Source organism: Bacillus infantis NRRL B-14911 (assembly GCF_000473245.1).
In the GTDB taxonomy this organism is placed as follows: domain Bacteria; phylum Bacillota; class Bacilli; order Bacillales; family Cytobacillaceae; genus Bacillus_AB; species Bacillus_AB infantis.
Genome location: NC_022524.1, coordinates 2969716 through 2989219, shown reverse-complemented (window position 1 = coordinate 2989219; position 19504 = coordinate 2969716). Strand labels below are relative to the sequence as shown.

The window sequence follows — 19504 nt, the reverse complement described above, 5'->3', positions numbered from 1 at the left end:
CTCTTTTTTTTGAAATATAAAAAAGGTAAATTTTTTGACTATTCTGTTGATTAATGATTCTGCCGTGGTATAATGTACAAATTATAACGGCAGAAATGAGGGTAGGATATGGAACAGAAATTAATGAAGAAAAAATGGGTGCAGCTGGAGGATATACTGATTGCATACCAGCAGCTTAAGGATATCGTTGCCCATACGCCGCTGCAGAAAAATGACCGGCTGTCAGAAAAATATAATTGCAATGTGTATTTAAAAAGGGAAGATCTCCAGCATGTAAGAAGCTTCAAACTGCGGGGTGCCTACTACAGCATGAAATCACTGGGAGAAGAGAAGCTTGCTAAAGGGGTTGTTTGTGCGAGTGCGGGCAATCACGCCCAGGGTGTCGCTTTTTCCTGCAGGCAGCTTGGGATCAAAGGGAAAATTTTTATGCCGGCTACAACTCCCCGGCAAAAGGTGAGCCAGGTTGAATTGTTTGGAAGGGGCCATGTGGATATCATTTTGACAGGGGATACTTTTGATGACTCTTATAAAGAGGCCGTAAAATGCGCAGAGGATGAGCAGATGGCTTTCGTCCACCCCTTTGATGATGAGAAGATCATTGCCGGACAAGGCACTGCTGCTGTTGAGATACTGAATGACTGTGAAGAGCCGATCGATTTTGTTTTTGCCAGCATAGGCGGCGGCGGATTGATGGCCGGCCTCAGTACATATTTCAACAGCGTCTCGCCCCTGACAAAGATGATCGGGGTTGAGCCTGCCGGAGCAGCTTCCATGAAGGAGTCCTGCCTTTACGGCTCTGTGACCCCGCTTGCTGATATCGATAAATTTATTGACGGGGCAGCTGTTAAAAGTGTCGGGGAAAAAACCTTTGATATTTGCAGCGAGCTGGTGGAAGATATTGTATTGGTCCCTGAAGGTAAGGTCTGCACCTCGATTTTGGAGCTGTATAATGAGCATGCAATCGTAGCAGAGCCTGCAGGCGCCATGCCGATTGCCGCCCTTGATCTGTATCGTGAGGAGATAGCCGGCAAGACAGTTGTATGTGTTGTGAGCGGCGGAAATAATGATATCGGGCGGATGCAGGAGATCAAGGAAAGATCCCTTCTATATGAAGGGCTTCTGTGCTATTTTATCGTAAATTTCCCCCAGCGGGCTGGTGCACTGCGGGAATTCCTCGATGAGGTCCTCGGGCCTTCCGATGATATTACAAGATTTGAGTACACAAAGAAAAACAATAAAGAAAACGGGCCGGCACTGGTCGGCATTGAACTAAAGGATAAAGAAGACTATGCCGGCCTGATAAAAAGGATGAACAAAAAAGCCTTCGCATTTACAGAAATCAATAAAGACAGCAATCTTTTCCACCTGCTGATTTAAATGCAGACCCCGTGCACTGCGGGGTTTTTAAATTTGCAGAAACGTTCTTTATAAAGTACAATTTTGTTATCGGAAAAGTTTGGGAGTTTCTTCTTTTGGAGAATGGGAGATTATGATAATAAATCAAGAAGGATAGGAAGCGGTGAGTCCATGAGGGGTATATACATCTATTTAGGGATATTGAACGCGCTGGATGCACTGGCCACCTGTCTGGGGCTGAATGCAGGGCTGATAGAGGAAGCAAATCCGGTGATGGGGGGATTGTATGAAAAAGGGCCGCTTCTCTTCCTCCTGGTCAAAATATCATTCAGCGCGCTGCTGGGCTGCTTTGCTTATATGAAATATTTGCCTGAAACGAAATTACTGAAAAACCTGCTGCTGCTCTCTTCTTTTTTATATACCGCTGTATGCCTTCTCCACTTATATTGGATAGCAAGCCATATATGATGAGGAACCTGCTGCCCTTTTTGAAAAATATCAGGAACAGCGCATATTTAGACACACTTCGGGACCATGATGAGGTATAATATAACAAACGGGTGAAAAAGAGGATTGATATTTTGCTATTCAAAAGCCTAGAGTTCAAAAATGCTGTTGGACAGAAGGTTAAGGTCATTGAAATTCCAGTATTGGAGGAAGATAGCCCAAATTTCTTTATGATCCAATTCCGTTTAAAAACATTCATCTCGGCCGTTCACAAAGACACCAGCAGGAGAAGTGTGTACTCATTCAGGGAGTATTTGAAAAGAGTCCTGAAATGGAAGGATTATGAACACCTGTTTAATGTAGTTGAATTAAAAAATAATGCTTAATTCCTTGCGCCGGTTTTTCCGGCGTTTTTATTTTGCCCGAATCACTGCATCAAAGAAACTTCAGCTGGCATTTTAACCGCTTTCTATTTTATTTGCTGTCCAAATCCATGTATAATAACATTCATAAGTGCATTGTTGGGAAGTGATATTTTGGCAAAGGTAAAGATAGTGACAGATTCAACAGCAGACCTGCCGGCAGCACTTGCAGCCGAGCTTGGCATTGAAGTGGTGCCCCTGTCGATTACTATAGATGGCGAAACCTATCTGGACAGGATTGATATAACCCCTTCTGAATTTATGAAAAAAATGAAAACTTCTGCAGAACTGCCAAAAAGTTCGCAGCCGCCTCCGGGAAAGTTCGTTGAGCTTTATGACCGTTTTGGGGCAGAAGGCTATGAAGTATTGTCGATACATATGACAGGCGGGATGAGCGGCACTGTTCAATCAGCAGAAAGTGCTGCAAAGATGTCTTCCGCAAAGGTAACAGTAATTGATTCCCGATTCATTTCAAAAGCACTTTCTTTTCAGGTAACAGAGGCTGCAAAGATGGCCGGCGAAGGGCTTGGTCTGGAAGAAATAATAGACAAGATTGCAAAGATAAGAGAGAAAACTCATTTATATGTTGTCGTGGATACTCTTGAAAATCTTGTTAAGGGCGGGAGAATAGGCAAAGGTAAAGCGCTCATTGGCTCCCTGCTGAATATCAAACCGATTGCATCGCTGGAAGGTGGAGTTTATACACCTGTAACGAAGGTAAGAAGCTATACACAGGTAGCTAAATATCTTGTAAAGCAATTTGCTGAAGATGTTAAAGGCAGGACAATAAAAGGGGTAGGCATCTGCCATGCAGAAGGCCTTGACCTTGCAATGAAGGTCAAAGAGGGGCTCGTTGAATTGACAGGCTATGAAAATGTCGAAATAGAGGAAACGACCCCAATTATCAGCACGCATACAGGTCCGGGTGCAATTGGCTTTATGTATTATTATGACTGAAGAAAAGCTGGATATCTCCAGCTTTTTTTCTATTTTGGACAGCACTTCAGCTTACTCTTTTAATAAACCCTTCAAAAAAATGCCATTATAGACAGGTGGCTGCAATATCTTAGATAGGGGGGAGATGCAATGGCCAAAAATAAAAATGTCCTGTTTTTCAGTGACTTTGGAATAGATGATTTTGTGGCAGCTATTTATGCACTGTTTTCTGAGGAAGTCAATATCGTTGGAATTGTTGCAGACTATGGCAATATCTCCAGACTTGATGCGCTGAGAAATGCAGCTTATCTGCGTGAGGTCACCGGCATTGCTGATATTCCTGTGTTCAGCGGTGCAGAGCTGCCGCTGACAGGAGAGAACCCTGTCTATTATCCTGATGTCCATGGACTGGAAGGCCTCGGCCCGATTACGCTGCCTGAATATGAAGTGAAAGGGGAATTTTTTGAGAACTTTGATGGCATTAAAGAAATAATAGCCAAGTACGAGGACGACATTATCATAGTGAATGTGGGAAGGCTTTCTTCCCTTGCTACCGCATTTATTTTATATCCCTCTTACATGTCCAGGGTGAAGGACTTCTATATTATGGGCGGCGCCTTTAATGTTCCCGGTAATGTCAGCCCGGTGGCAGAAGCCAATTTCTACGGTGATCCTTATGCAGCCAATATTGTTATCAGGCAGGCCCCTAAGCAGATTCATATATTTCCGCTTGATGTGACCATGTCAGCTATCGTGACTCCTATGCTTATAGACCGGCTGGATGAATACTACCAGGAGATAAACAGCAAGCCGGGATTGCTTGTAAAGCCGATGGTTGACTATTATTATGAATTTTATAAAAAAAGAGACCCTGAATTAAGCGGAAGCCCGCTTCATGATGTTTTTACGCTTTGGGCACTGACTGACGGCGCTGTGATAGAGTATAAGGATTTGCCTGTCATCATCCAGGTTGATCAGGGGGAAGGCCAGGGGCAGAGCATTGGAGATTTCCGCAAATATATAGAAAAAGCAGAATACCCTGTGCACAAAGTTGCCATTTCCTTTGATTATGCAAGATTCATCACCAGCTTCTACACGACGATGAAAAATCACTATAGCGATCAGCCGCAATCATAGAAATATAGCAGTTTACAAAGCCAGCCTCTATTCTATAGGGCCGGCTTTTTTTCTATTTCAGGCCCTTTTCCTGTTTGGCTGGAACAGCTTTCAATGTCATGCTGATATTTTACCTTTATTGGGAAATGCTATAAAAAAATAAAAAAGGTGTTCATTATGTTCAGAAGCAGACGAGGAAAAAACATTATAAAAGATCAGAAACAGATCCGCTCTCATTCATTGACAATCGATGAGCTGCAAAATGAACTCAGCCGGGAACTGAATGAAAGCCCTGATTTGCATGTCCGCATGCTGCGGAAGGAAGAGCAGAAAATAGCAGTGATATTTATAAAATCGCTGACAGATCCATTAATTTTAGATGAAAGGATCCTTTTGCCGCTTCAAAAAGCAAAAGGTCCTTTAGACCCTGAGGATATATCCAACCTTCTCCCGATAGGGGAGCTGAGCTCCGCAAACCTACTGAAAGAAATCTCAGCGGCTTTATTGAACGGCAATACCTATATCTATATAGAAGGCCAGCCATTTGGAAGCCTTGCTGGCACCGGCAAGACGGCAGAAAGATCAATTGAGAAGGCCGAGACAGAATCTCTTGTCTATGGCCCGAAGATCTCTTTTACGGAATCACTTGAATCGAATGTCAATATCATCAGGCGGAATCTGAATGGTGCAAATCTATGCATTGAGGATTTAAATGTGGGCGGGAGGAGCAAGCTCAAAGCAAAGCTCTTCTATATCAAGGATATAGCAGACGAAGACAATGTACGGACCTTCCGGCAGCGTATCAGTGACTTGGAGTCCGACTATGTTCCGGATACTACTGTTCTTGCCCAGTATATTGAGGATAACAGCTGGTCGGTCTTCCCCCAGATTCTGACAACGGAACTGCCTGACAGATTCTGCATTTCGCTCATCAAGGGACAGGTGGGAGTCCTTCTTGACCGGAGCCCGAGCGCCTTATATGGGCCGACCACTTTTTTCAGCTTTTTTGAAACGACCGAGGATCTTTATATGCGCTGGAATATGGGGACGTTCCTGCGCCTGCTGCGCTTTTTGTCCATCTTTCTTTCAGTCCTTTTGACACCGGCTTATGTGGCTGTATTGACTTACCATTATGAGGTCATTCCTTCGCCATTGCTTGTTTCTTTGGGACAGTCAAGGTCAAACGTACCATTTCCTCCTGTATTTGAGGCCCTGCTTCTTGAGTTTATCATTGAGCTCTTAAGGGAAGCCGGTGCTAGGCTGCCGACGAAGGTCGGCCAGACTATGGGTATCGTAGGAGGTATTGTCATCGGGCAGGCTGCGGTTGAAGCGGGTTTTACAAGCAATATATTGATTATCATCATTGCCCTAAGTGCCCTTGGATCCTTTACAGTCCCAAGTTATTCAATGGGAACAGCCATCAGGATCATCCGCTTCCCCATTATCATCATGGCCGGCTTATGGGGCGGAATCGGGATTATGATTTCTTTCTGCTTCCTGCTGATTCATCTCTTGAAATTATCGGCTATCGGCAGGCCGTATCTGGCGCCCATTTACCCGCTGAGATGGAAAGATGTCCGCTACAGCATGGTTCGCTTCCCGCTTCAGTATTTGTCAAAAAGGCCAGAAATGAATATGACTGAAGATCAATCAAGATATCCGTCGCGCAAAGCATCGAAAACAAAAGATGTGGATGAGTAGGGAGGTGTGAAGGTGAAGCCCGAGGTCAATATAAACCCAAAAGAAAATCTCCTATTTGACGCTTTTTTTATGTTTTTCCTTATCCATACCATCCAAACAGGGGTAGGGATTGCAGGGCTTCCGAGGATTGTCTATCTTGCTGCCGGTCATGATGGCTGGATATCCATCATAATAGCCGGCCTGCTTGTCTCAGCGGTCATCTTTCTTTCTGTCATGATGCTGAAGCAGTATGAAAGCGCAGATCTGTTCGGGATACATTACGATGTATTTGGCATCTTTTTAGGAAGGCTTGTTAATATCCTCTATACCTTTTATCTTATTTCGGGCATCTATGTTATCGTCATGAATTATGTTGAAATAGTCCAGGCATGGGTTTTTCCTGATCTGTCCACCTGGTTCCTGGCGATGATTCTTTTGCTTTTGTCCATGTATGCAGTGATGGGCGGGGTCCGCATTGCTGTCGGCTTTTCCTTCATGTCATTCCTGCTCACGTTCTGGATTGTACTGATTATCATCATACCAGCGAGAGATTTCGATTATACCCACTTATTGCCCATCCTGAATAAGGGCTATGCAGAGATTTTAAAAGGGGTCTACAAAACATCTCTTTCCATAATTGGATTTGAGATGCTCCTTTTCCTGTACCCTTTTATCAAAAATAAAAAAAGGGCCCATTTATATACACAGCTTGGCGGCTTGTATACAACACTGCTATTTGTCCTTGTTACAGTCATTTCCATTGGCGTCTTTGGGGAAAAAGGGCTTGAAAAGACAATTTGGCCGGTGCTCTCCATGTTCAAAATCGTCCGTCTCCCCAATCTTGAACGTTTTGAATTCATCGCTGTTTCCTTTTGGATGCTGATCATACTTCCCAATATCTGTTTATATCTCTGGGCAGCTTCAAGAGGGATGAAAAGGGTATTTCCCGGTATGAAACAAAAAACCTTTATTGTCCTGATCGCAATCCTGGTGTGGAGCTGCAGTTTCCTTGTTAAGGCGAGATACCAGATGAATATTGTATCCGATTATATAGGCATGGCTGGATTTTATATAGGGATCTGCTATCCCGCATTGCTCTCGATGCTTGTTCTGCTCAAAAAGAAACTGACAGGGAGGAGGAAGCAAAATGAAAATGGTGCGTAGTCTCCTGATAGCAGCTGCCCTCCTCCTGCCAATTGCCGGGTGCGTGAAGACAAAGCAGCTTGAAAGACTTGGGCTCATCACAGCAGTTGGCTATGACGATAAGGGGGATATTATTGAAGGGACCGTGGTGCTGCATACCTTTGAGTCCAAGGAGGAAAATGTCACGCAGATCATTTCAGCTTCCGGCAACACAAGCAAGGGCATTCGCCAGAAGCAAAATATTAAAACCTCACACAATCTTGTATCAGGACAGCTGAGGGTTGCGGTGTACAGTGAGGAAACAGCGGGAAAAGGGCTCATCCAGCTCGTGGACACATTGAATCGCGATGCCACAATCGGAAACCTGGTTTACTTGACGGTCAGCAAAGGGACAGCAAAAAACCTTCTGAAAAAGGCAGGGGAAAAAGAGAAGACCAATCTTGGCACCTATCTGTATAATTTAATCAAACAGAACATAAAAGACGAGTTAATCATCTCGCCAACGCTCCATGAATTTAATCACAGCTTTTTTGACCCGGGAAAGGACCCTGTCCTCCCTATCTTGAAGCTGGAGGAAGATAAAGTGATCATTTCAGGGATGGCTGCCTTTAAAGATGATCGGATGGCAGGAGAGATTGATATTGAAAAGTTATTCTACCTGAAGACATTAGAAGACAACTATGAGTCAGGGAATCTTGAGCTTGAGATTCCGAAGGAGAAACTAAAGGAGTATATTATTCCTTTAAGCAGCGAAACGGAAGAACAAAAAGACGACCCGCTGTTCATTACGATCGATGATATCAGATCGTCAAAGAAAATTCGTCTGAAGGACATGGAAGATGTTACATTTGCCATTGATGTAAAGCTGGATTCCCGGATACTTGAGGTGTCAAGCGATATGGATCTGGGCAATCCCCAGGTAATCAAGGCGCTGGAAAAGGAAACAGCAGTTAAAATCAAGCAGGAGATGGAATCGATGCTGAAAAGGCTCCAAAACATGGAGTCCGATCCCATCGGCTTCGGAAATATTTACAGTGCCCATCTTCAACGTGAAAAGCGTATGACAAAAGGTGAATGGCGGAAGCTATACAAAAAGGCAGAATTTGAAGTCAATGTGGAGAACACAATCATCAGGACCGGCGTTATCGATTGAGCAGGAGCTGCAAAATGAGTTCACTGATTTGTCAAATCTTTTTCTTTCTTCTTTCTAATTCGTCTGCTAGAATTATGGCTATCTGATGAAGAGCAGGTGATCATATGAAAAAAAAGCGGGTGTCGAAATTCACCCTCGGTCTGATGCTGCTGATCATTCTTTCAGCCTGTGGCCAGAAGGGTATCGAAAATCCTTATAATTGGACGGTTCAAGACTTTACATACACCAACCAGGCTGGGGAACAGACAGGACTTGCTGACTTGAAGGGAAAGGTATGGATTGCAGATTTTATTTTTACAAGCTGTGAGGATGTCTGCCTTCCAATGACCTTCAATATGTCGAAGCTTCAGGATAAGGCAAAGGAAGAGGGCATTGAAAATCTTCAGTTTGTTTCCTTCAGTGTCGATCCTGCCGTTGATACGCCGGAAACCTTGAAGGCATATGGGGACAATTTTGAAGCAGACTATGACAATTGGAGCTTTCTGACGGGCTATGGACAGCAGGAAATCGAGGATTTTGCGAAGGAAAGCTTTAAGACGCTTGTCGTGAAACCGGAATCGGATGACCAGGTGATCCATGGGACCGAATTTTATCTGATAAACCAGGAAGGCAAAGTCCTTAAATCTTATACAGGGCTGAAGGATATACCTTATGAGGAAATCATTAAGGATATTAAATCGATTCAATAAGCGAAGAGGCGGCCCCTGCTGCCTCTTTTTCTGTCCCGGTGAAGCTTCCAGCCCTGATTGGTTTCGATTGAAAGCAAACGTGTTATAATAATTATACTAGAAAAGGCAGGTGATTAGATGAAAAAGACATTCACCTTACTTGTTTTGGCCGCTCTCCTTCTTTCCTCCTGCAGCGGGGCAGGAAACTCATCCCCTAAAAATCTGGGAATGAAGGATATTAGCATTGTTGAAAAGGAAATGGTGCCCAATGACTTTATTCCCCGTGATATTCATGTGGTCTCAGTTGGGGATTCGCTGACAGAGGGTGTTGGCGACAGCACTGGAAGGGGAGGCTATCTGCCTTACCTCGAAGAACAGCTGGAACAGGAAAAAGGAGTCTCGCAGACTGAGTTCCTTAATTTTGGAGTTAAAGGAAACCGGACAGACCAATTGCTGAAAAAGCTCAAATCATCGGAAGTCCGATCTGCCATTTCGGAAGCAGACCTGGTCATTATCACGATCGGCGGAAATGATGTCATGAAAGTTGTAAGGCAGAATTTCTCCAATTTGAATGTCAGCGATTTTACGGGCCAGAAAGCCCAGTATGAAAAAAATCTTAAGGAAATCATCGATACAGTACGGAGTGAGAATTCCGAAACCCAGATTGCACTGATTGGACTATACAATCCATTTTATAAATGGTTTTCGGATATAACGGAAATATCTGATATTATGGACAACTGGAATGAAGCCAGCAGGGAGATTCTTTCCCGCTATGATTATACTTATTTTGTTGATATAAAGGATATATTTGAAAATAAGGCAGAGGATTTGCTGTACACAGATTATTTCCATCCGAACGACAAAGGGTATGAGCTTATTGCTGACAGAGTCTACAGGCAGATTGGCCGGGAGGCGCTCGAGGTGATTGCTGAGCAGCAGAAATATACAGTTAGGAATGAGGAGAATTGACTTGAACAAAAAAAACAAATGGAAGGTCCTGTTTTTCCTCTTATTGGGGATTGTGATTGCCTTCATAGCCCTGTTTTTCGTTATGATTAATCTACCGGCAAAAGATGAAGCGATTAATACCACAGAGGTGGATGAAGACGGGTATGTTCCATTTCACCTTCAGACTAATAAAAGAGACCTCAACAGAATCATTGCCCACTATATTGCCAAGGAGGGGCTGGACGGCCCCATTGACTATGAAGTGATTCTTGATGATGAGGTTGAGCTTTATGGGAATCTCCCGGTTTTCAGTCAAAACCTGGAAATGAAACTGACTTTCGAGCCTGAAGCACTGGACAACGGCGATGTTGTCCTTAGCCAGAAATCCATTGCTGTCGGCCAGCTGAACCTTCCGGTATCTTATGTGCTGAAATTTGTCCGCGACAGATATCAGCTGCCAGAAGGAGTTGTCATCCAGCCAGATAAAGAGCAGATATATGTCTCCCTTCAGGATATGAAACTGAAGAGTGATCTGAAAGTTAAGGTGGATGAGTTTGACTTAAAAAAGGATGATATCCGCGTTACCTTATATGTTCCTACTAAATAAAAAAACTGGCTGATTTTTCAGCCAGTTTTTTCGTTCCAATAAGAGATTGATAGCTGCAAGGCAATATAACCGTGCTGGCAATGGCCGGCAGGGTTTCAATAATGGCAGGACATGGGTTTTGGTCATCCCTCAATAATAAGGGCTTCAAGCGGCGGTTCCCCGGCTGCTGTACCCACTGCAAGGATGGTATACACTTTATTCGGCTGCAGCTTGACACCGGGAAGGGAAAGGACTGTATTGCTGGAACCTGCAACCCTGACTTCGAGATCGACTGTCATCGGAGTCAGCCCTAAATATTGAGTCGCCTGCCTGAAAGAGATGTTCGGGAAAATGACATCTCCTTTTTTGACGGCAATATCGACAGCCGGTGCGTCCGGTGAAAGGTGAATGAATCTGGCTTTTGTTTCGCCGGCCGGTACAGAAGGCTGATCTTCGAATGCCAGCAGCTTCAATTTGGCAGCCGGTCCTGCTGCTGCCAGCGTGTAGGATTTTCCGCCTTCCACAGTGACTTTTTTACTGAGAACGGTTGAAACCATATCACCGGCAGGATAGATATCTATCTGGTATTTTCCGGCCGGAAGGGATAAATAGCCGCTGACATCTTTGTAAGGGAAATCCTTCAATATCCTGTTGCCATTTACATAAATATCGACGTTGGGTGCATCTGGGGAAGCATGCACAACCCGGACCATAGCTGGCTGCCGCATGCTTCCATAAGACTGGGAGGCTTCCATTCGCATGCTTTGTACGGCCCTTCTAATATATTTCAGATGCTGATAATAATAGGCAACATGCAAAGCAGGATCACTGTACTTATAATACTTGGCAAGAAGATCGTATTTACTTGCCTTGGCAAAATCATCATGATGATCTCTGTTAAAAGACATACCTTTCCGCTCCTATCCTCAAATATTCTCAGAGTATGATATGCCTCCAAGGATAGGTGTGTGCCTAGCGGAATTTTCAGAAAGGTGTTTACAGCCGATGATAAAAAGAATATAATGGTAACAAATACAAGCGAAAGCGGGTGAAGTGCTATGGGGAAATTATTATTTGCAAGAAATGAGATTGTATTTTCAATGAGCACGGCCCGGAGAGTAGCTGTATAAACCTGAGAATAGTTCTATTCTTTTTTTATGCTGACTAAAACCATGGGCTGTGTGCCAATGGTTTTTTATTATGTCAAAAAACAAATAAAACGGTCAGCATGGAGGAAATAATGAATACAAACTTAAAACAAATCGGCTTTGAAGCACATTTTGAAACAGAGTTTCATAATCTCGCAACGGAAGGGCTTATTCCCGGCAGGGTGGCTCTTGAGCATAAAAGGATGTATCGTGTATGGACTGAAGAAGGAGAGCTGCTTTGCGAGGTTTCAGGCAAATATGCCTTTGCTGCAGGCAGCAGGGAAGATTACCCCGCAGTCGGTGATTGGGTGGCTGTGAAGCCAAGAATAGGAGAGCAAAAAGGGACCATACAGGCCCTATTGCCGCGGATAGGCAAGTTTTCCCGTAAAATGGCTGGAAATACAACTGAAGAGCAAATTGTGGCAGCCAATGTTTCAACCATCTTTCTTGTCAATTCGCTGAATGACGACCTGAACCTCCGGAGGATCGAACGTTATTTGCTTCTGGCATGGGAGTCAGGTGCAAATCCCGTCATCATCCTAACCAAAGCAGATCTGTGTCAAGATGCGGAGGAGAAAAAGTCGCTCGTTGAATCAGTCAGCATGGGAGTGCCTGTGATTCCGGTCAGTGTTATGTCTGAATCGGGGATTGCAGAGCTCCGTCCCTATATCGGCCATGGATCAACAGTTGCCCTGCTTGGCTCTTCTGGTGTAGGCAAATCAACACTTACGAACTATCTCATGGGAAAAGAAGTGCAAAAGGTGCAGGAGATACGCATGGATGATGATAAAGGAAAACATACGACAACACATAGGGAGCTGTTCCTTCTTCCTGACGGAGGTGTACTTATCGATACACCGGGCATGAGGGAGCTTCAGCTCTGGAATAGTGAAAATGGGCTGTCCGAAAGTTTTACTGATATTGAAGCACTCGCGGATTCCTGCCGGTTCAGGGACTGTTCACATGAGGATGAGCCAGGCTGCGCTGTCCTGGGCAGCATACAGGATGGAGCAATGGAAGAAAGCAGGCTTGCCAGCTATAAAAAGCTTCAGCGTGAGCTGGCATACCTCGACAGAAGGATGGATAAAAAAGCCCAGTCGGATGAAAAGAAAAAATGGAAGAGCATCCATAAGCAAGTAAAGCATAGAACCAGGCATTAACTTAGAATGGCCGATGCTATTCCGGTCAGCTGCATATACCCGATATTGAAAGCCTCCTGAGTTCAGGTGGCTTTTTCCAATTGCGGCTTAATGTTTAAATTAGACAAAACAGCTGCCTGTCGCCAGATCAGTGCAAAGCGCTTGCACTCACCCGGCATAATCGGATAATCTAGGGAGGATAGCTTTAAAACCCTGTTTTAAAGGGAATAAGAGTAAGGTGAATGTAACGCTGGAAAGAGGTGTCTTCAAGTGAATGAGAAGAAATTCGAAAAGGCTGTTTTTGCCGGAGGCTGTTTCTGGTGCATGGTCAAACCATTTGACCAGGAGCCCGGAATTGAAAAAGTAGTTTCCGGATATACAGGAGGTACGGTTGAAAACCCAACCTACAGGGAAGTTTGCTCCGAAACGACAGGGCACTATGAAGCTGTTGAAATCACTTACGATCCTGAGGTCTACTCTTACAGCAGACTGCTTGATGTCTACTGGCAGCAGATTGATCCAACCGACCCTGGCGGCCAGTTCTTTGACAGAGGCCAGTCCTACCAGACTGCCATCTTCTATTATAATGATGAACAGAAGGAGCTTGCAGAGGATTCAAAGAAGCAGCTTCAGGAGAGCGGCCGGTTCAATAAGCCGATTGCGACAAAGATACTGCCCGGCAAGGAATTCTACCCTGCTGAGGACTATCATCAGGACTATTATAAGAAGAATCCGGACAGATACGAATCATATCGCGTCGGCTCGGGACGAGATGCGTTCATCCGCAACAACTGGAGGGACATAAAATGAAGAATAAAGAAAACCTTGAAAAGAATCTGACTCCGATGCAGTATGAAGTGACGCAGAACAATGGCACAGAACCGCCGTTCCGGAATGAATACTGGAACGAATTTAATGACGGTATCTATGTGGACATCGTTTCCGGCAAGCCGCTGTTCAGCTCAAGAGATAAATATGATGCAGGGTGCGGCTGGCCGAGCTTCACCAAACCGATTCAGGATGAAGAAATCATTGAAAAAGCGGATATGAGCCATTTCATGGTCCGGACGGAAGTGCGGAGCAAGGAAGCTGATTCCCATCTTGGCCATGTGTTTGATGACGGCCCCGGGCCAAATGGGCTCCGCTATTGCATCAATTCTGCTGCGATGCGGTTCATCCCGAAGGAAAAGCTCGCAGAAGAAGGATATAAAGAGTATGAAAAGCTTTTTGGCGAGGACGAGAAAAAATAATTGGCGGTGTTTGAATGTTCAAGAAATTATTTGGCAAAAAAGAAGAAATTACCGAGGTAGTGCTGAAGGCGCCATTGACAGGGAAGGCGGTTGATTTGGCCGAAGTTCCGGATCCTGTATTCTCAGAAAAAATGATGGGAGACGGACTGGCAATTGAACCTTCTGAAGGCATTGTCGTTTCACCTGTGGATGGGGAGGTTGTACAAGTGTTCCCGACAAAGCATGCGATCGGTTTAAGAGCTGAAAATGGAGCGGAAATTCTGATCCATATCGGTCTTGAAACGGTATCAATGAAAGGGGAAGGCTTTGAAACCCACATTTCCGAAGGCTCAAAAGTGAAAACCGGGGACAAGCTAGTAAGCTTTGATATTGATCTGGTTAAAGAAAAGGCTAAAAGCACGGTCACTCCTGTAATCATTACCAATGGAGATGCTCTTTCTTCCATTGAAAAGAAACCTTTAGGAGCCGTAAATCGCGGGGAGACTCCTGTTATCACTGTTATTAAATAATGAAAAAGAAGCCGTTGGAAGACGGCTTTTTTCTATTCAGAAGCATTTCCCTTATGGGTGGCCATGCCTCCGGATAAGATGAATTTCATCGCATCCTCCGGCTTTACATCAATGATCTCTACCTTGTCCTTTGGAATCAGGAATGTGAAGCCTGCCACCTGAAATGTCTGCGGGATATAGACAGCAATATCATTTTTCAAAGGCTCATAGAAATGTTCCAGATTTTCTGCTGTTATGAAACCGATGCTTTTCATGCCGGTGCCTGGTATGGTGACAATAGCCACTTTGGAAAAGGCACGCTTTTCACCTAGAAAAGAATTGATTGTATCTTTAATGACAGAGTAGATGGTCTTAACCAGCGGAATCCGATCCAGTATCCTGTCAATGAACCTGATCACGCTGCCGGTAATGAATTTGGTTGACAGCCAGCCCAATATCGTAATGGCTGCAGCTGTAGCCAGCAGTCCCACACCGGGAATATAATCTTCCTTCAAATAGGGCTTCAGGGTGCTGCCCAGAAGATTATCCAGGAACATGAATAATTTGTATATGACGAATATCACCAGAATGATTGGTACAATTGTCAGAATACCATTAATAAAATTTTTCAGAAGGCTTTTCATTTTATTTTCTCCTTTACAATTGTTTCCTCCGCAAAAAAAAACTGCCGCATGGCAGCCCAGTGCTCTTTATTGTTTTTCCGGCACGATTATCGAGGATATGCTGACAGACGAGTAGGTCAATAGACTCTGGAGGCTCTGTTCGCCCTTCACGACAAATCTAATGGTATGCGGTCCGTCAGGCAGCCCGCTTGCTGCATATAGCGCCCTTTTTCTCTCAAATGGCCACCAGGTGGAAAGGGTGGTATAATACTGGCCGTCTATAAAGACATCCAGCATGCCGCCTTCGTTACTCCTCAATACATTTACACCCACAAAGGTGCCTTTAAATTCATATTCCAGGAAACTGCCCTTCGCTGAGCTTTTCAGAAATCCGTTTTGATACCGGAAATCCCCTTCCATCTTTCGGGCATAGCTTTTTCTGTCCATGGAAAAATCGGCAGCATCGTGGATGGGTGATACCAGTGAAGCAATAGCAGGGTTGGCTTCTGTAAGTGAGCTGATGACAGTAAAAAGCTCTTCAGCATAAAATTTATAGCCTATTCCATTTGGATGGATCAGATCTTTGGTCAATTGTTCATCTGCGAGACCTGACTTTTTAAATACATCTCTCATATTCACATTTTTTGCGTGATAATGGTCCGATATTCTCTCGATTTCATTCGTAAAAAGTTCGTTGTCCAGCGGACTTTCCGTAATGGTAATTATTTCGCTTGCGGGATATTTCGTTTTCGCTTTTCTGAGAAGCATTTCATAAAAATAGGAAAAATCCTGTTCTGTCATATACTTGCGGTCATTTTCCCCGAATACAAGAAAAATCAGGTCGATGCTTCCCTGATGTTCTGTATGCTGCAGCTTGTATATACCTTCAAAAGCAGTTGCACCGCTTTGGACGACTGAAACTCTTTTATAATCATTGTGGAACTTTGCCTTTAGCAGCTCCTCAAGCTGGGCAAACCAGGTAAGCTCCTTCTTTTCGGCTCCTGAGCCCCTGCCGATGCTGTCTCCGATGATCATATAACGGATATCTTCATTTTGTGCCAATTTTTCATAGACTGTCGCCTCTGCTTCGTCCGCCCTTGAGAAAATCTGCAGACTCCAAAGAGAGACTGCCGCCAAAATCAGTGAGATAACAGCCATTAATCTTCTTTTCTTCTTCATCGGTGTCTCAAGTTCCCCCTGATGGTCGATTTTACTTTTTCATACTATCCTGCTCCGGCTGGCCCCGTGTGTCCTATGCTTATACGTGAGCAAGCGCCCTCCACTTTTCTTTTTATAATAACTCAATGAATGTTATCTTAAAAGAGTTTTTTAGCAGGTTTGGGCATGGAGAGTTAGTTTTATGAATAATATGGGCGAATGCACATACGGGTCAAGTACCTAATACATATGGTGTATGGAAAGAGAAACAGAGAAAACGAGGAGTGATTCGAAATGAATTATGGGTACTCAGGCTACGGGTGCGATCCATGCTATAGCGGAGGATATGGATATCCGGCATATCCGGTTGCAGGCGCGCAAGGCGGCTATGCAGGGTTTGCGTTAATAGTTGTTCTGTTCATTCTGTTGATTATCATCGGCGCAAGCTGCTACGGTAAATGGTAAAAAGGAAAGGATTGCCTCTGCGGCAATCCTTTTCTTTTCGCATATTCAGATTTTGAATTTTGAGACCAAAGCCCTCAGCTGCTCTGCCTGCCTTGACAGCTGTTCCGAGGAGCCGGCTATCTGGGACATTGCAGCAGAACCTTCCTCAGCTGCAGCAGCGGAAGAGTCAGTGCTGGCTGCTGTTTCCCTGGCAATCGCTGAAACTGAATCAAATGCGGCTGTGACTTCTTCTGCCAGGCTTCGGGAAGCAGTTATCTCAGAAGCCATCTTTTCAATATGTCCGGCTGTTTCCTCAGCCTTGACCCTGATTTTCTTAAGCGAAGTATTCGTTGACTCGGAAATGATGACGCCCTGTTTTACTTCCTCTGCACCTTGCTGATTTCCGGCAATGATCTTTGCGATTTCCTCCTGGATGGAGCCGACGATAAGCGTCACTTGCTTGCCCGCCTGCTGGGACTGCTCGGCCAGCTTCCTGACTTCATCGGCTACCACAGCAAATCCTTTGCCTGATTCTCCGGCCCGGGCAGCTTCAATGGCTGCATTAAGTGAAAGGAGGCCTGTCTGATCGGCGATATCTGAAATTGTGCTGATAATGGAATTGATATCAGCCGATTTTCTTCCAAGTGCTTCGATCAGCACTGTATTCTGCTGCATCCTCTTTTCAATCAATCTGATTTTGTCAGAAGCGAGCTGGACATTCTGCTGCCCCTCGTCTGCAGCCATCTGCATGGATTGAGAAGCTGAGCTGACCGAATCCGCACTCTCCTGGAGGGATGCTGATGCCTGATTGAGCTTTTCCATTGCGATAAGGGAAGCAGACATTTTACTATTGGTTTCTTCTGAACCGCTGGCTATCTGGCCTGCACTGGCAGCGATCTGTGAAATTGTTTTGGATGTTTCCTCGCTGGAAGCATACAGCTCCTGGCTGCTGGATGAAACATTGTCGGCCAGGGAGGATACTTCCCTTACCAGCCCCGCAATTCCTTCTATCAGCATATTGGCATCAGAAGCCAGCTTTGCCAGCTCATCTTTGGACTTTACCTCGATCCTTTTCGTCAGATCTCCGCCAGCCTGGGCGATCTCAATCATGGATAAGCTGATTGCACTTGAGCTCCGTTTAATATTTCTGGATAAAGTAAATCCAAACAGTGCCGAAAGCAGAAGTGCCGCAACGGCAAGTACCATGGTGCCAGTCTGTGCAGCTGACACCTGGCTGTTCAGATGAGCAATCCTTTCTTCAGAAGCCTTCAGCTCATCTTCCTCAAAAGACTGAATCTGGCTCTTCAGCTTATCCATTGTTTCTTTGCCCTTTGCTGATTCAACAAGCTGGGAAGCCTCTTCTTTTGAAAAATCCCTGCGTGTTTCAATCACAGTATCAATCCAGACGAGCCATTCTTTGTATGTATTTTCAATTTCAGTGATCTTTTCCATTCTTGCTTTGCTGCCGGCACTCAATTCCTTGAGCGTCTTCAGATTGTTATCAACCATATTTTTGCCATTTCCATATGAAGCAAGAAACGACTCCGAGCCTGTGATAACAAAACCGCGTTCCCCTGTTTCAATATCTGAGTAGGCTTTGGACATTTGCTGGAGCTGTTTGTGGAATTCCATATCGTGCCCGATGATATAATTCGTTTCTTTTTTCAGATTGTGAATGCTCAAAATAGACCCTGCAGATAGCGCAGCAATGACGACCAGCAATATTCCAAAGGATAGATTGACCTTCCCTCTGATCGTTTTAAAATATGAAATCACTTTTTTCATGATGAACGCTCCCCTCTAGGTAAAAAGACCTTTTCAGGCTCATAGATCAAAAGACTGACAATATAGTAAATTATAGCAGGTTTTAGAGGGGGACTCTGCAAAAATTAGCGAAATTCAGAAAAAAATCTGCAGCAGGTTTTTTTCTCTTATTTCATAGTGAGCTGAAGTCTTTCTTGTTTGCCATCCAGATTGATCAGAACGGTAAAATTCTCTTCAATGTCAGCAGGGAATTTGACGTGTTCAAAAACATGTTCTACAGATGATTCTTCTTTGCTTGAAAAATCGGTTTGATAGGCTGCTTTAGAATGGCCGGGAAGTGAAACCCAAAAGACAAGCTCTTTTTCTTCCTGGATTTCTTTACCGTCATACATCAGTTTAAGAGTGATTGTGGCCTCGCTGATTGTTTCATCTGCCTTTATTTCCATCTCGCCGTCCCAGTTCTTGCTTTTCCCCTCATATGTGTAATAGGAAGGTGTTCCGCATCCCGCAATCAAGAATAGAAATAAACTGGCTGCAATCATGACTTTTTCCAGGCCCATTTCAATTCCTCCTTTGTATCTGAACACTGTAATCTTTTTCTATTCTTACCCCCGATGGAGAATTTAAATGACATGTCCATCCTGAAATTAAAAATAAATAAAGAAGCCATGCACTTAACATGGCTTCCTGTTTACATCTCAATCGGGCATGATTGTCACAATCTGTGCAATTCTGATAAAAAAGATTTCATCTCCAGACTTAACAGCTATATGATCCGGCTTTACATCCATCAGTCTTCCCCGCAATGTATCTTTCACCGTTTCGACAACGAGATTCCTGCCCAATACACTTTGAAGCGTCTGATAAACATAAGGGTCAAAATGAAAAACGGGGGCGGGCGACTGCATTTGCTGAGTGCCCATCATATTTACATCTGCAGGAATGTTTCTATGATACTGCATTTTTACATCTCCTCCTGTTCAGTTAACAATATGCACTGGCCAGGCATCCGGTGCCCGGAATGATGCATGA

The 19504-nt window shown here is 44.3% G+C and carries 21 protein-coding genes and 2 pseudogenes; 16 read left to right on the top strand and 7 right to left on the bottom strand.

Annotated elements, in window-relative coordinates; translation table 11 throughout:
* Positions 1-108 precede the first annotated feature (108 nt).
* The 11 genes from ilvA (at position 109) to N288_RS15095 (ending at position 10479) form a co-directional block, all read left to right on the top strand.
* On the top strand, positions 109-1377 hold the full coding sequence (gene ilvA, locus N288_RS15145; RefSeq protein WP_009795646.1) for a threonine ammonia-lyase IlvA: 1269 nt from the start codon (positions 109-111) through the stop codon (positions 1375-1377).
* 150 nt (positions 1378-1527) lie between these two features.
* Positions 1528-1824 (top strand): DUF5658 family protein, encoded by a 297-nt coding sequence (locus N288_RS15140; RefSeq protein ID WP_035403341.1) that lies wholly within the window; start codon positions 1528-1530, stop codon positions 1822-1824.
* A 113-nt stretch (positions 1825-1937) separates the two neighbouring features.
* Positions 1938-2189: a YpmP family protein gene (locus N288_RS15135; RefSeq protein ID WP_022544097.1), complete on the top strand. Its 252-nt coding sequence runs from the start codon at positions 1938-1940 to the stop codon at positions 2187-2189.
* A gap of 150 nt (positions 2190-2339) precedes the next feature.
* Positions 2340-3182: a DegV family protein gene (locus N288_RS15130; protein WP_022544096.1), complete on the top strand. Its 843-nt coding sequence runs from the start codon at positions 2340-2342 to the stop codon at positions 3180-3182.
* A gap of 129 nt (positions 3183-3311) precedes the next feature.
* Entirely contained in the window at positions 3312-4298 is a 987-nt protein-coding gene (locus tag N288_RS15125) for a nucleoside hydrolase (RefSeq protein ID WP_009795651.1), read from the top strand.
* Positions 4299-4454: 156 nt separating this feature from the next.
* Positions 4455-5978 (top strand): spore germination protein, encoded by a 1524-nt coding sequence (locus N288_RS15120; protein WP_009795652.1) that lies wholly within the window; start codon positions 4455-4457, stop codon positions 5976-5978.
* Positions 5979-5990: 12 nt separating this feature from the next.
* Positions 5991-7121: a GerAB/ArcD/ProY family transporter gene (locus N288_RS15115; RefSeq protein ID WP_022544095.1), complete on the top strand. Its 1131-nt coding sequence runs from the start codon at positions 5991-5993 to the stop codon at positions 7119-7121.
* Positions 7105-8253: a Ger(x)C family spore germination protein gene (locus N288_RS15110; RefSeq protein WP_009795654.1), complete on the top strand. Its 1149-nt coding sequence runs from the start codon at positions 7105-7107 to the stop codon at positions 8251-8253. The genes N288_RS15115 and N288_RS15110 overlap by 17 nt, the downstream gene beginning before the upstream one ends.
* Positions 8254-8357: 104 nt before the next feature.
* Positions 8358-8942, top strand: coding sequence for an SCO family protein (locus N288_RS15105; protein WP_009795655.1), 585 nt, complete (start codon positions 8358-8360; stop codon positions 8940-8942).
* A gap of 117 nt (positions 8943-9059) precedes the next feature.
* Positions 9060-9893, top strand: coding sequence for an SGNH/GDSL hydrolase family protein (locus tag N288_RS15100; RefSeq protein WP_009795657.1), 834 nt, complete (start codon positions 9060-9062; stop codon positions 9891-9893).
* Between the two features lies 1 nt (position 9894).
* The gene (locus tag N288_RS15095; RefSeq protein ID WP_022544094.1) at positions 9895-10479 is read left to right on the top strand and encodes a YpmS family protein; all 585 of its coding nucleotides are present in this window, start codon (positions 9895-9897) and stop codon (positions 10477-10479) included.
* Positions 10480-10601: 122 nt separating this feature from the next.
* On the opposite strand, the gene N288_RS15090 is transcribed toward N288_RS15095, so the two are convergent.
* Positions 10602-11366: a DUF4397 domain-containing protein gene (locus N288_RS15090; RefSeq protein ID WP_009795660.1), complete on the bottom strand. Its 765-nt coding sequence runs from the start codon at positions 11364-11366 to the stop codon at positions 10602-10604.
* 320 nt (positions 11367-11686) lie between these two features.
* Here N288_RS15090 and rsgA point away from each other — a divergent pair, with 320 nt between their 5' ends.
* From rsgA to N288_RS15070, 4 genes are all read left to right on the top strand, one after another.
* Entirely contained in the window at positions 11687-12766 is a 1080-nt protein-coding gene (rsgA, locus tag N288_RS15085) for a ribosome small subunit-dependent GTPase A (protein ID WP_009795661.1), read from the top strand.
* A 249-nt stretch (positions 12767-13015) separates the two neighbouring features.
* Entirely contained in the window at positions 13016-13555 is a 540-nt protein-coding gene (msrA, locus tag N288_RS15080) for a peptide-methionine (S)-S-oxide reductase MsrA (RefSeq protein WP_009795662.1), read from the top strand.
* Positions 13552-13995: a peptide-methionine (R)-S-oxide reductase MsrB gene (msrB, locus tag N288_RS15075; protein WP_009795663.1), complete on the top strand. Its 444-nt coding sequence runs from the start codon at positions 13552-13554 to the stop codon at positions 13993-13995. Before msrA ends, msrB begins: the two co-directional genes overlap by 4 nt.
* 14 nt (positions 13996-14009) lie before the next feature.
* Positions 14010-14504 carry a PTS sugar transporter subunit IIA gene (locus tag N288_RS15070; protein WP_009795664.1) on the top strand — a complete coding sequence of 165 codons (495 nt, stop codon included), beginning with the start codon at positions 14010-14012 and terminating at the stop codon, positions 14502-14504.
* A gap of 32 nt (positions 14505-14536) precedes the next feature.
* On the opposite strand, the gene N288_RS15065 is transcribed toward N288_RS15070, so the two are convergent.
* Positions 14537-15127 (bottom strand): DUF502 domain-containing protein, encoded by a 591-nt coding sequence (locus N288_RS15065; protein ID WP_009795665.1) that lies wholly within the window; start codon positions 15125-15127, stop codon positions 14537-14539.
* A 66-nt stretch (positions 15128-15193) separates the two neighbouring features.
* A complete protein-coding gene (locus N288_RS15060) occupies positions 15194-16285 on the bottom strand; it encodes an SGNH/GDSL hydrolase family protein (RefSeq protein ID WP_022544092.1) in 1092 nt (363 codons plus the stop codon).
* A gap of 273 nt (positions 16286-16558) precedes the next feature.
* On the opposite strand from N288_RS15060, the gene N288_RS15055 reads away from it, so the two are divergent.
* Positions 16559-16729: a YjcZ family sporulation protein gene (locus tag N288_RS15055; RefSeq protein ID WP_009795448.1), complete on the top strand. Its 171-nt coding sequence runs from the start codon at positions 16559-16561 to the stop codon at positions 16727-16729.
* A gap of 45 nt (positions 16730-16774) precedes the next feature.
* Here the strand turns inward: N288_RS15055 and N288_RS25875 are convergent.
* The 4 genes and pseudogenes from N288_RS25875 to N288_RS15040 all read right to left on the bottom strand — a co-directional run.
* Positions 16775-17407, bottom strand: a pseudogene (locus N288_RS25875) (methyl-accepting chemotaxis protein); the annotation flags it as partial.
* Between the two features lie 342 nt (positions 17408-17749).
* A pseudogene (locus N288_RS25870) lies at positions 17750-18340 on the bottom strand (CHASE3 domain-containing protein); the annotation flags it as partial.
* 299 nt (positions 18341-18639) lie between these two features.
* A complete protein-coding gene (locus tag N288_RS15045; RefSeq protein WP_022544091.1) occupies positions 18640-19032 on the bottom strand; it encodes a hypothetical protein in 393 nt (130 codons plus the stop codon).
* 138 nt (positions 19033-19170) lie between these two features.
* The gene (locus N288_RS15040) at positions 19171-19434 is read right to left on the bottom strand and encodes a YuzF family protein (RefSeq protein WP_009795451.1); all 264 of its coding nucleotides are present in this window, start codon (positions 19432-19434) and stop codon (positions 19171-19173) included.
* Positions 19435-19504: the final 70 nt, after the last annotated feature.

What these genes read in the sequence shown, in the direction of transcription:
- N288_RS15125 (WP_009795651.1), top strand. Translation starts at nt 3,312, where the DNA reads ATGGCCAAAAATAAAAATGTCCTGTTTTTCAGTGACTTTGGAATAGAT.
- N288_RS15120 (WP_009795652.1), top strand. Translation starts at nt 4,455, where the DNA reads ATGTTCAGAAGCAGACGAGGAAAAAACATTATAAAAGATCAGAAACAG.
- N288_RS15100 (WP_009795657.1), top strand. Translation starts at nt 9,060, where the DNA reads ATGAAAAAGACATTCACCTTACTTGTTTTGGCCGCTCTCCTTCTTTCC.
- N288_RS15140 (WP_035403341.1), top strand. Translation starts at nt 1,528, where the DNA reads ATGAGGGGTATATACATCTATTTAGGGATATTGAACGCGCTGGATGCA.
- N288_RS15060 (WP_022544092.1), bottom strand. Translation starts at nt 16,285, where the DNA reads ATGAAGAAGAAAAGAAGATTAATGGCTGTTATCTCACTGATTTTGGCG.
- ilvA (WP_009795646.1), top strand. Translation starts at nt 109, where the DNA reads ATGGAACAGAAATTAATGAAGAAAAAATGGGTGCAGCTGGAGGATATA.
- N288_RS15105 (WP_009795655.1), top strand. Translation starts at nt 8,358, where the DNA reads ATGAAAAAAAAGCGGGTGTCGAAATTCACCCTCGGTCTGATGCTGCTG.
- N288_RS15045 (WP_022544091.1), bottom strand. Translation starts at nt 19,032, where the DNA reads ATGGGCCTGGAAAAAGTCATGATTGCAGCCAGTTTATTTCTATTCTTG.
- N288_RS15110 (WP_009795654.1), top strand. Translation starts at nt 7,105, where the DNA reads ATGAAAATGGTGCGTAGTCTCCTGATAGCAGCTGCCCTCCTCCTGCCA.
- rsgA (WP_009795661.1), top strand. Translation starts at nt 11,687, where the DNA reads ATGGAGGAAATAATGAATACAAACTTAAAACAAATCGGCTTTGAAGCA.
- N288_RS15070 (WP_009795664.1), top strand. Translation starts at nt 14,010, where the DNA reads ATGTTCAAGAAATTATTTGGCAAAAAAGAAGAAATTACCGAGGTAGTG.
- N288_RS15040 (WP_009795451.1), bottom strand. Translation starts at nt 19,434, where the DNA reads ATGCAGTATCATAGAAACATTCCTGCAGATGTAAATATGATGGGCACT.
- N288_RS15055 (WP_009795448.1), top strand. Translation starts at nt 16,559, where the DNA reads ATGAATTATGGGTACTCAGGCTACGGGTGCGATCCATGCTATAGCGGA.
- N288_RS15065 (WP_009795665.1), bottom strand. Translation starts at nt 15,127, where the DNA reads ATGAAAAGCCTTCTGAAAAATTTTATTAATGGTATTCTGACAATTGTA.
- N288_RS15090 (WP_009795660.1), bottom strand. Translation starts at nt 11,366, where the DNA reads ATGTCTTTTAACAGAGATCATCATGATGATTTTGCCAAGGCAAGTAAA.
- msrB (WP_009795663.1), top strand. Translation starts at nt 13,552, where the DNA reads ATGAAGAATAAAGAAAACCTTGAAAAGAATCTGACTCCGATGCAGTAT.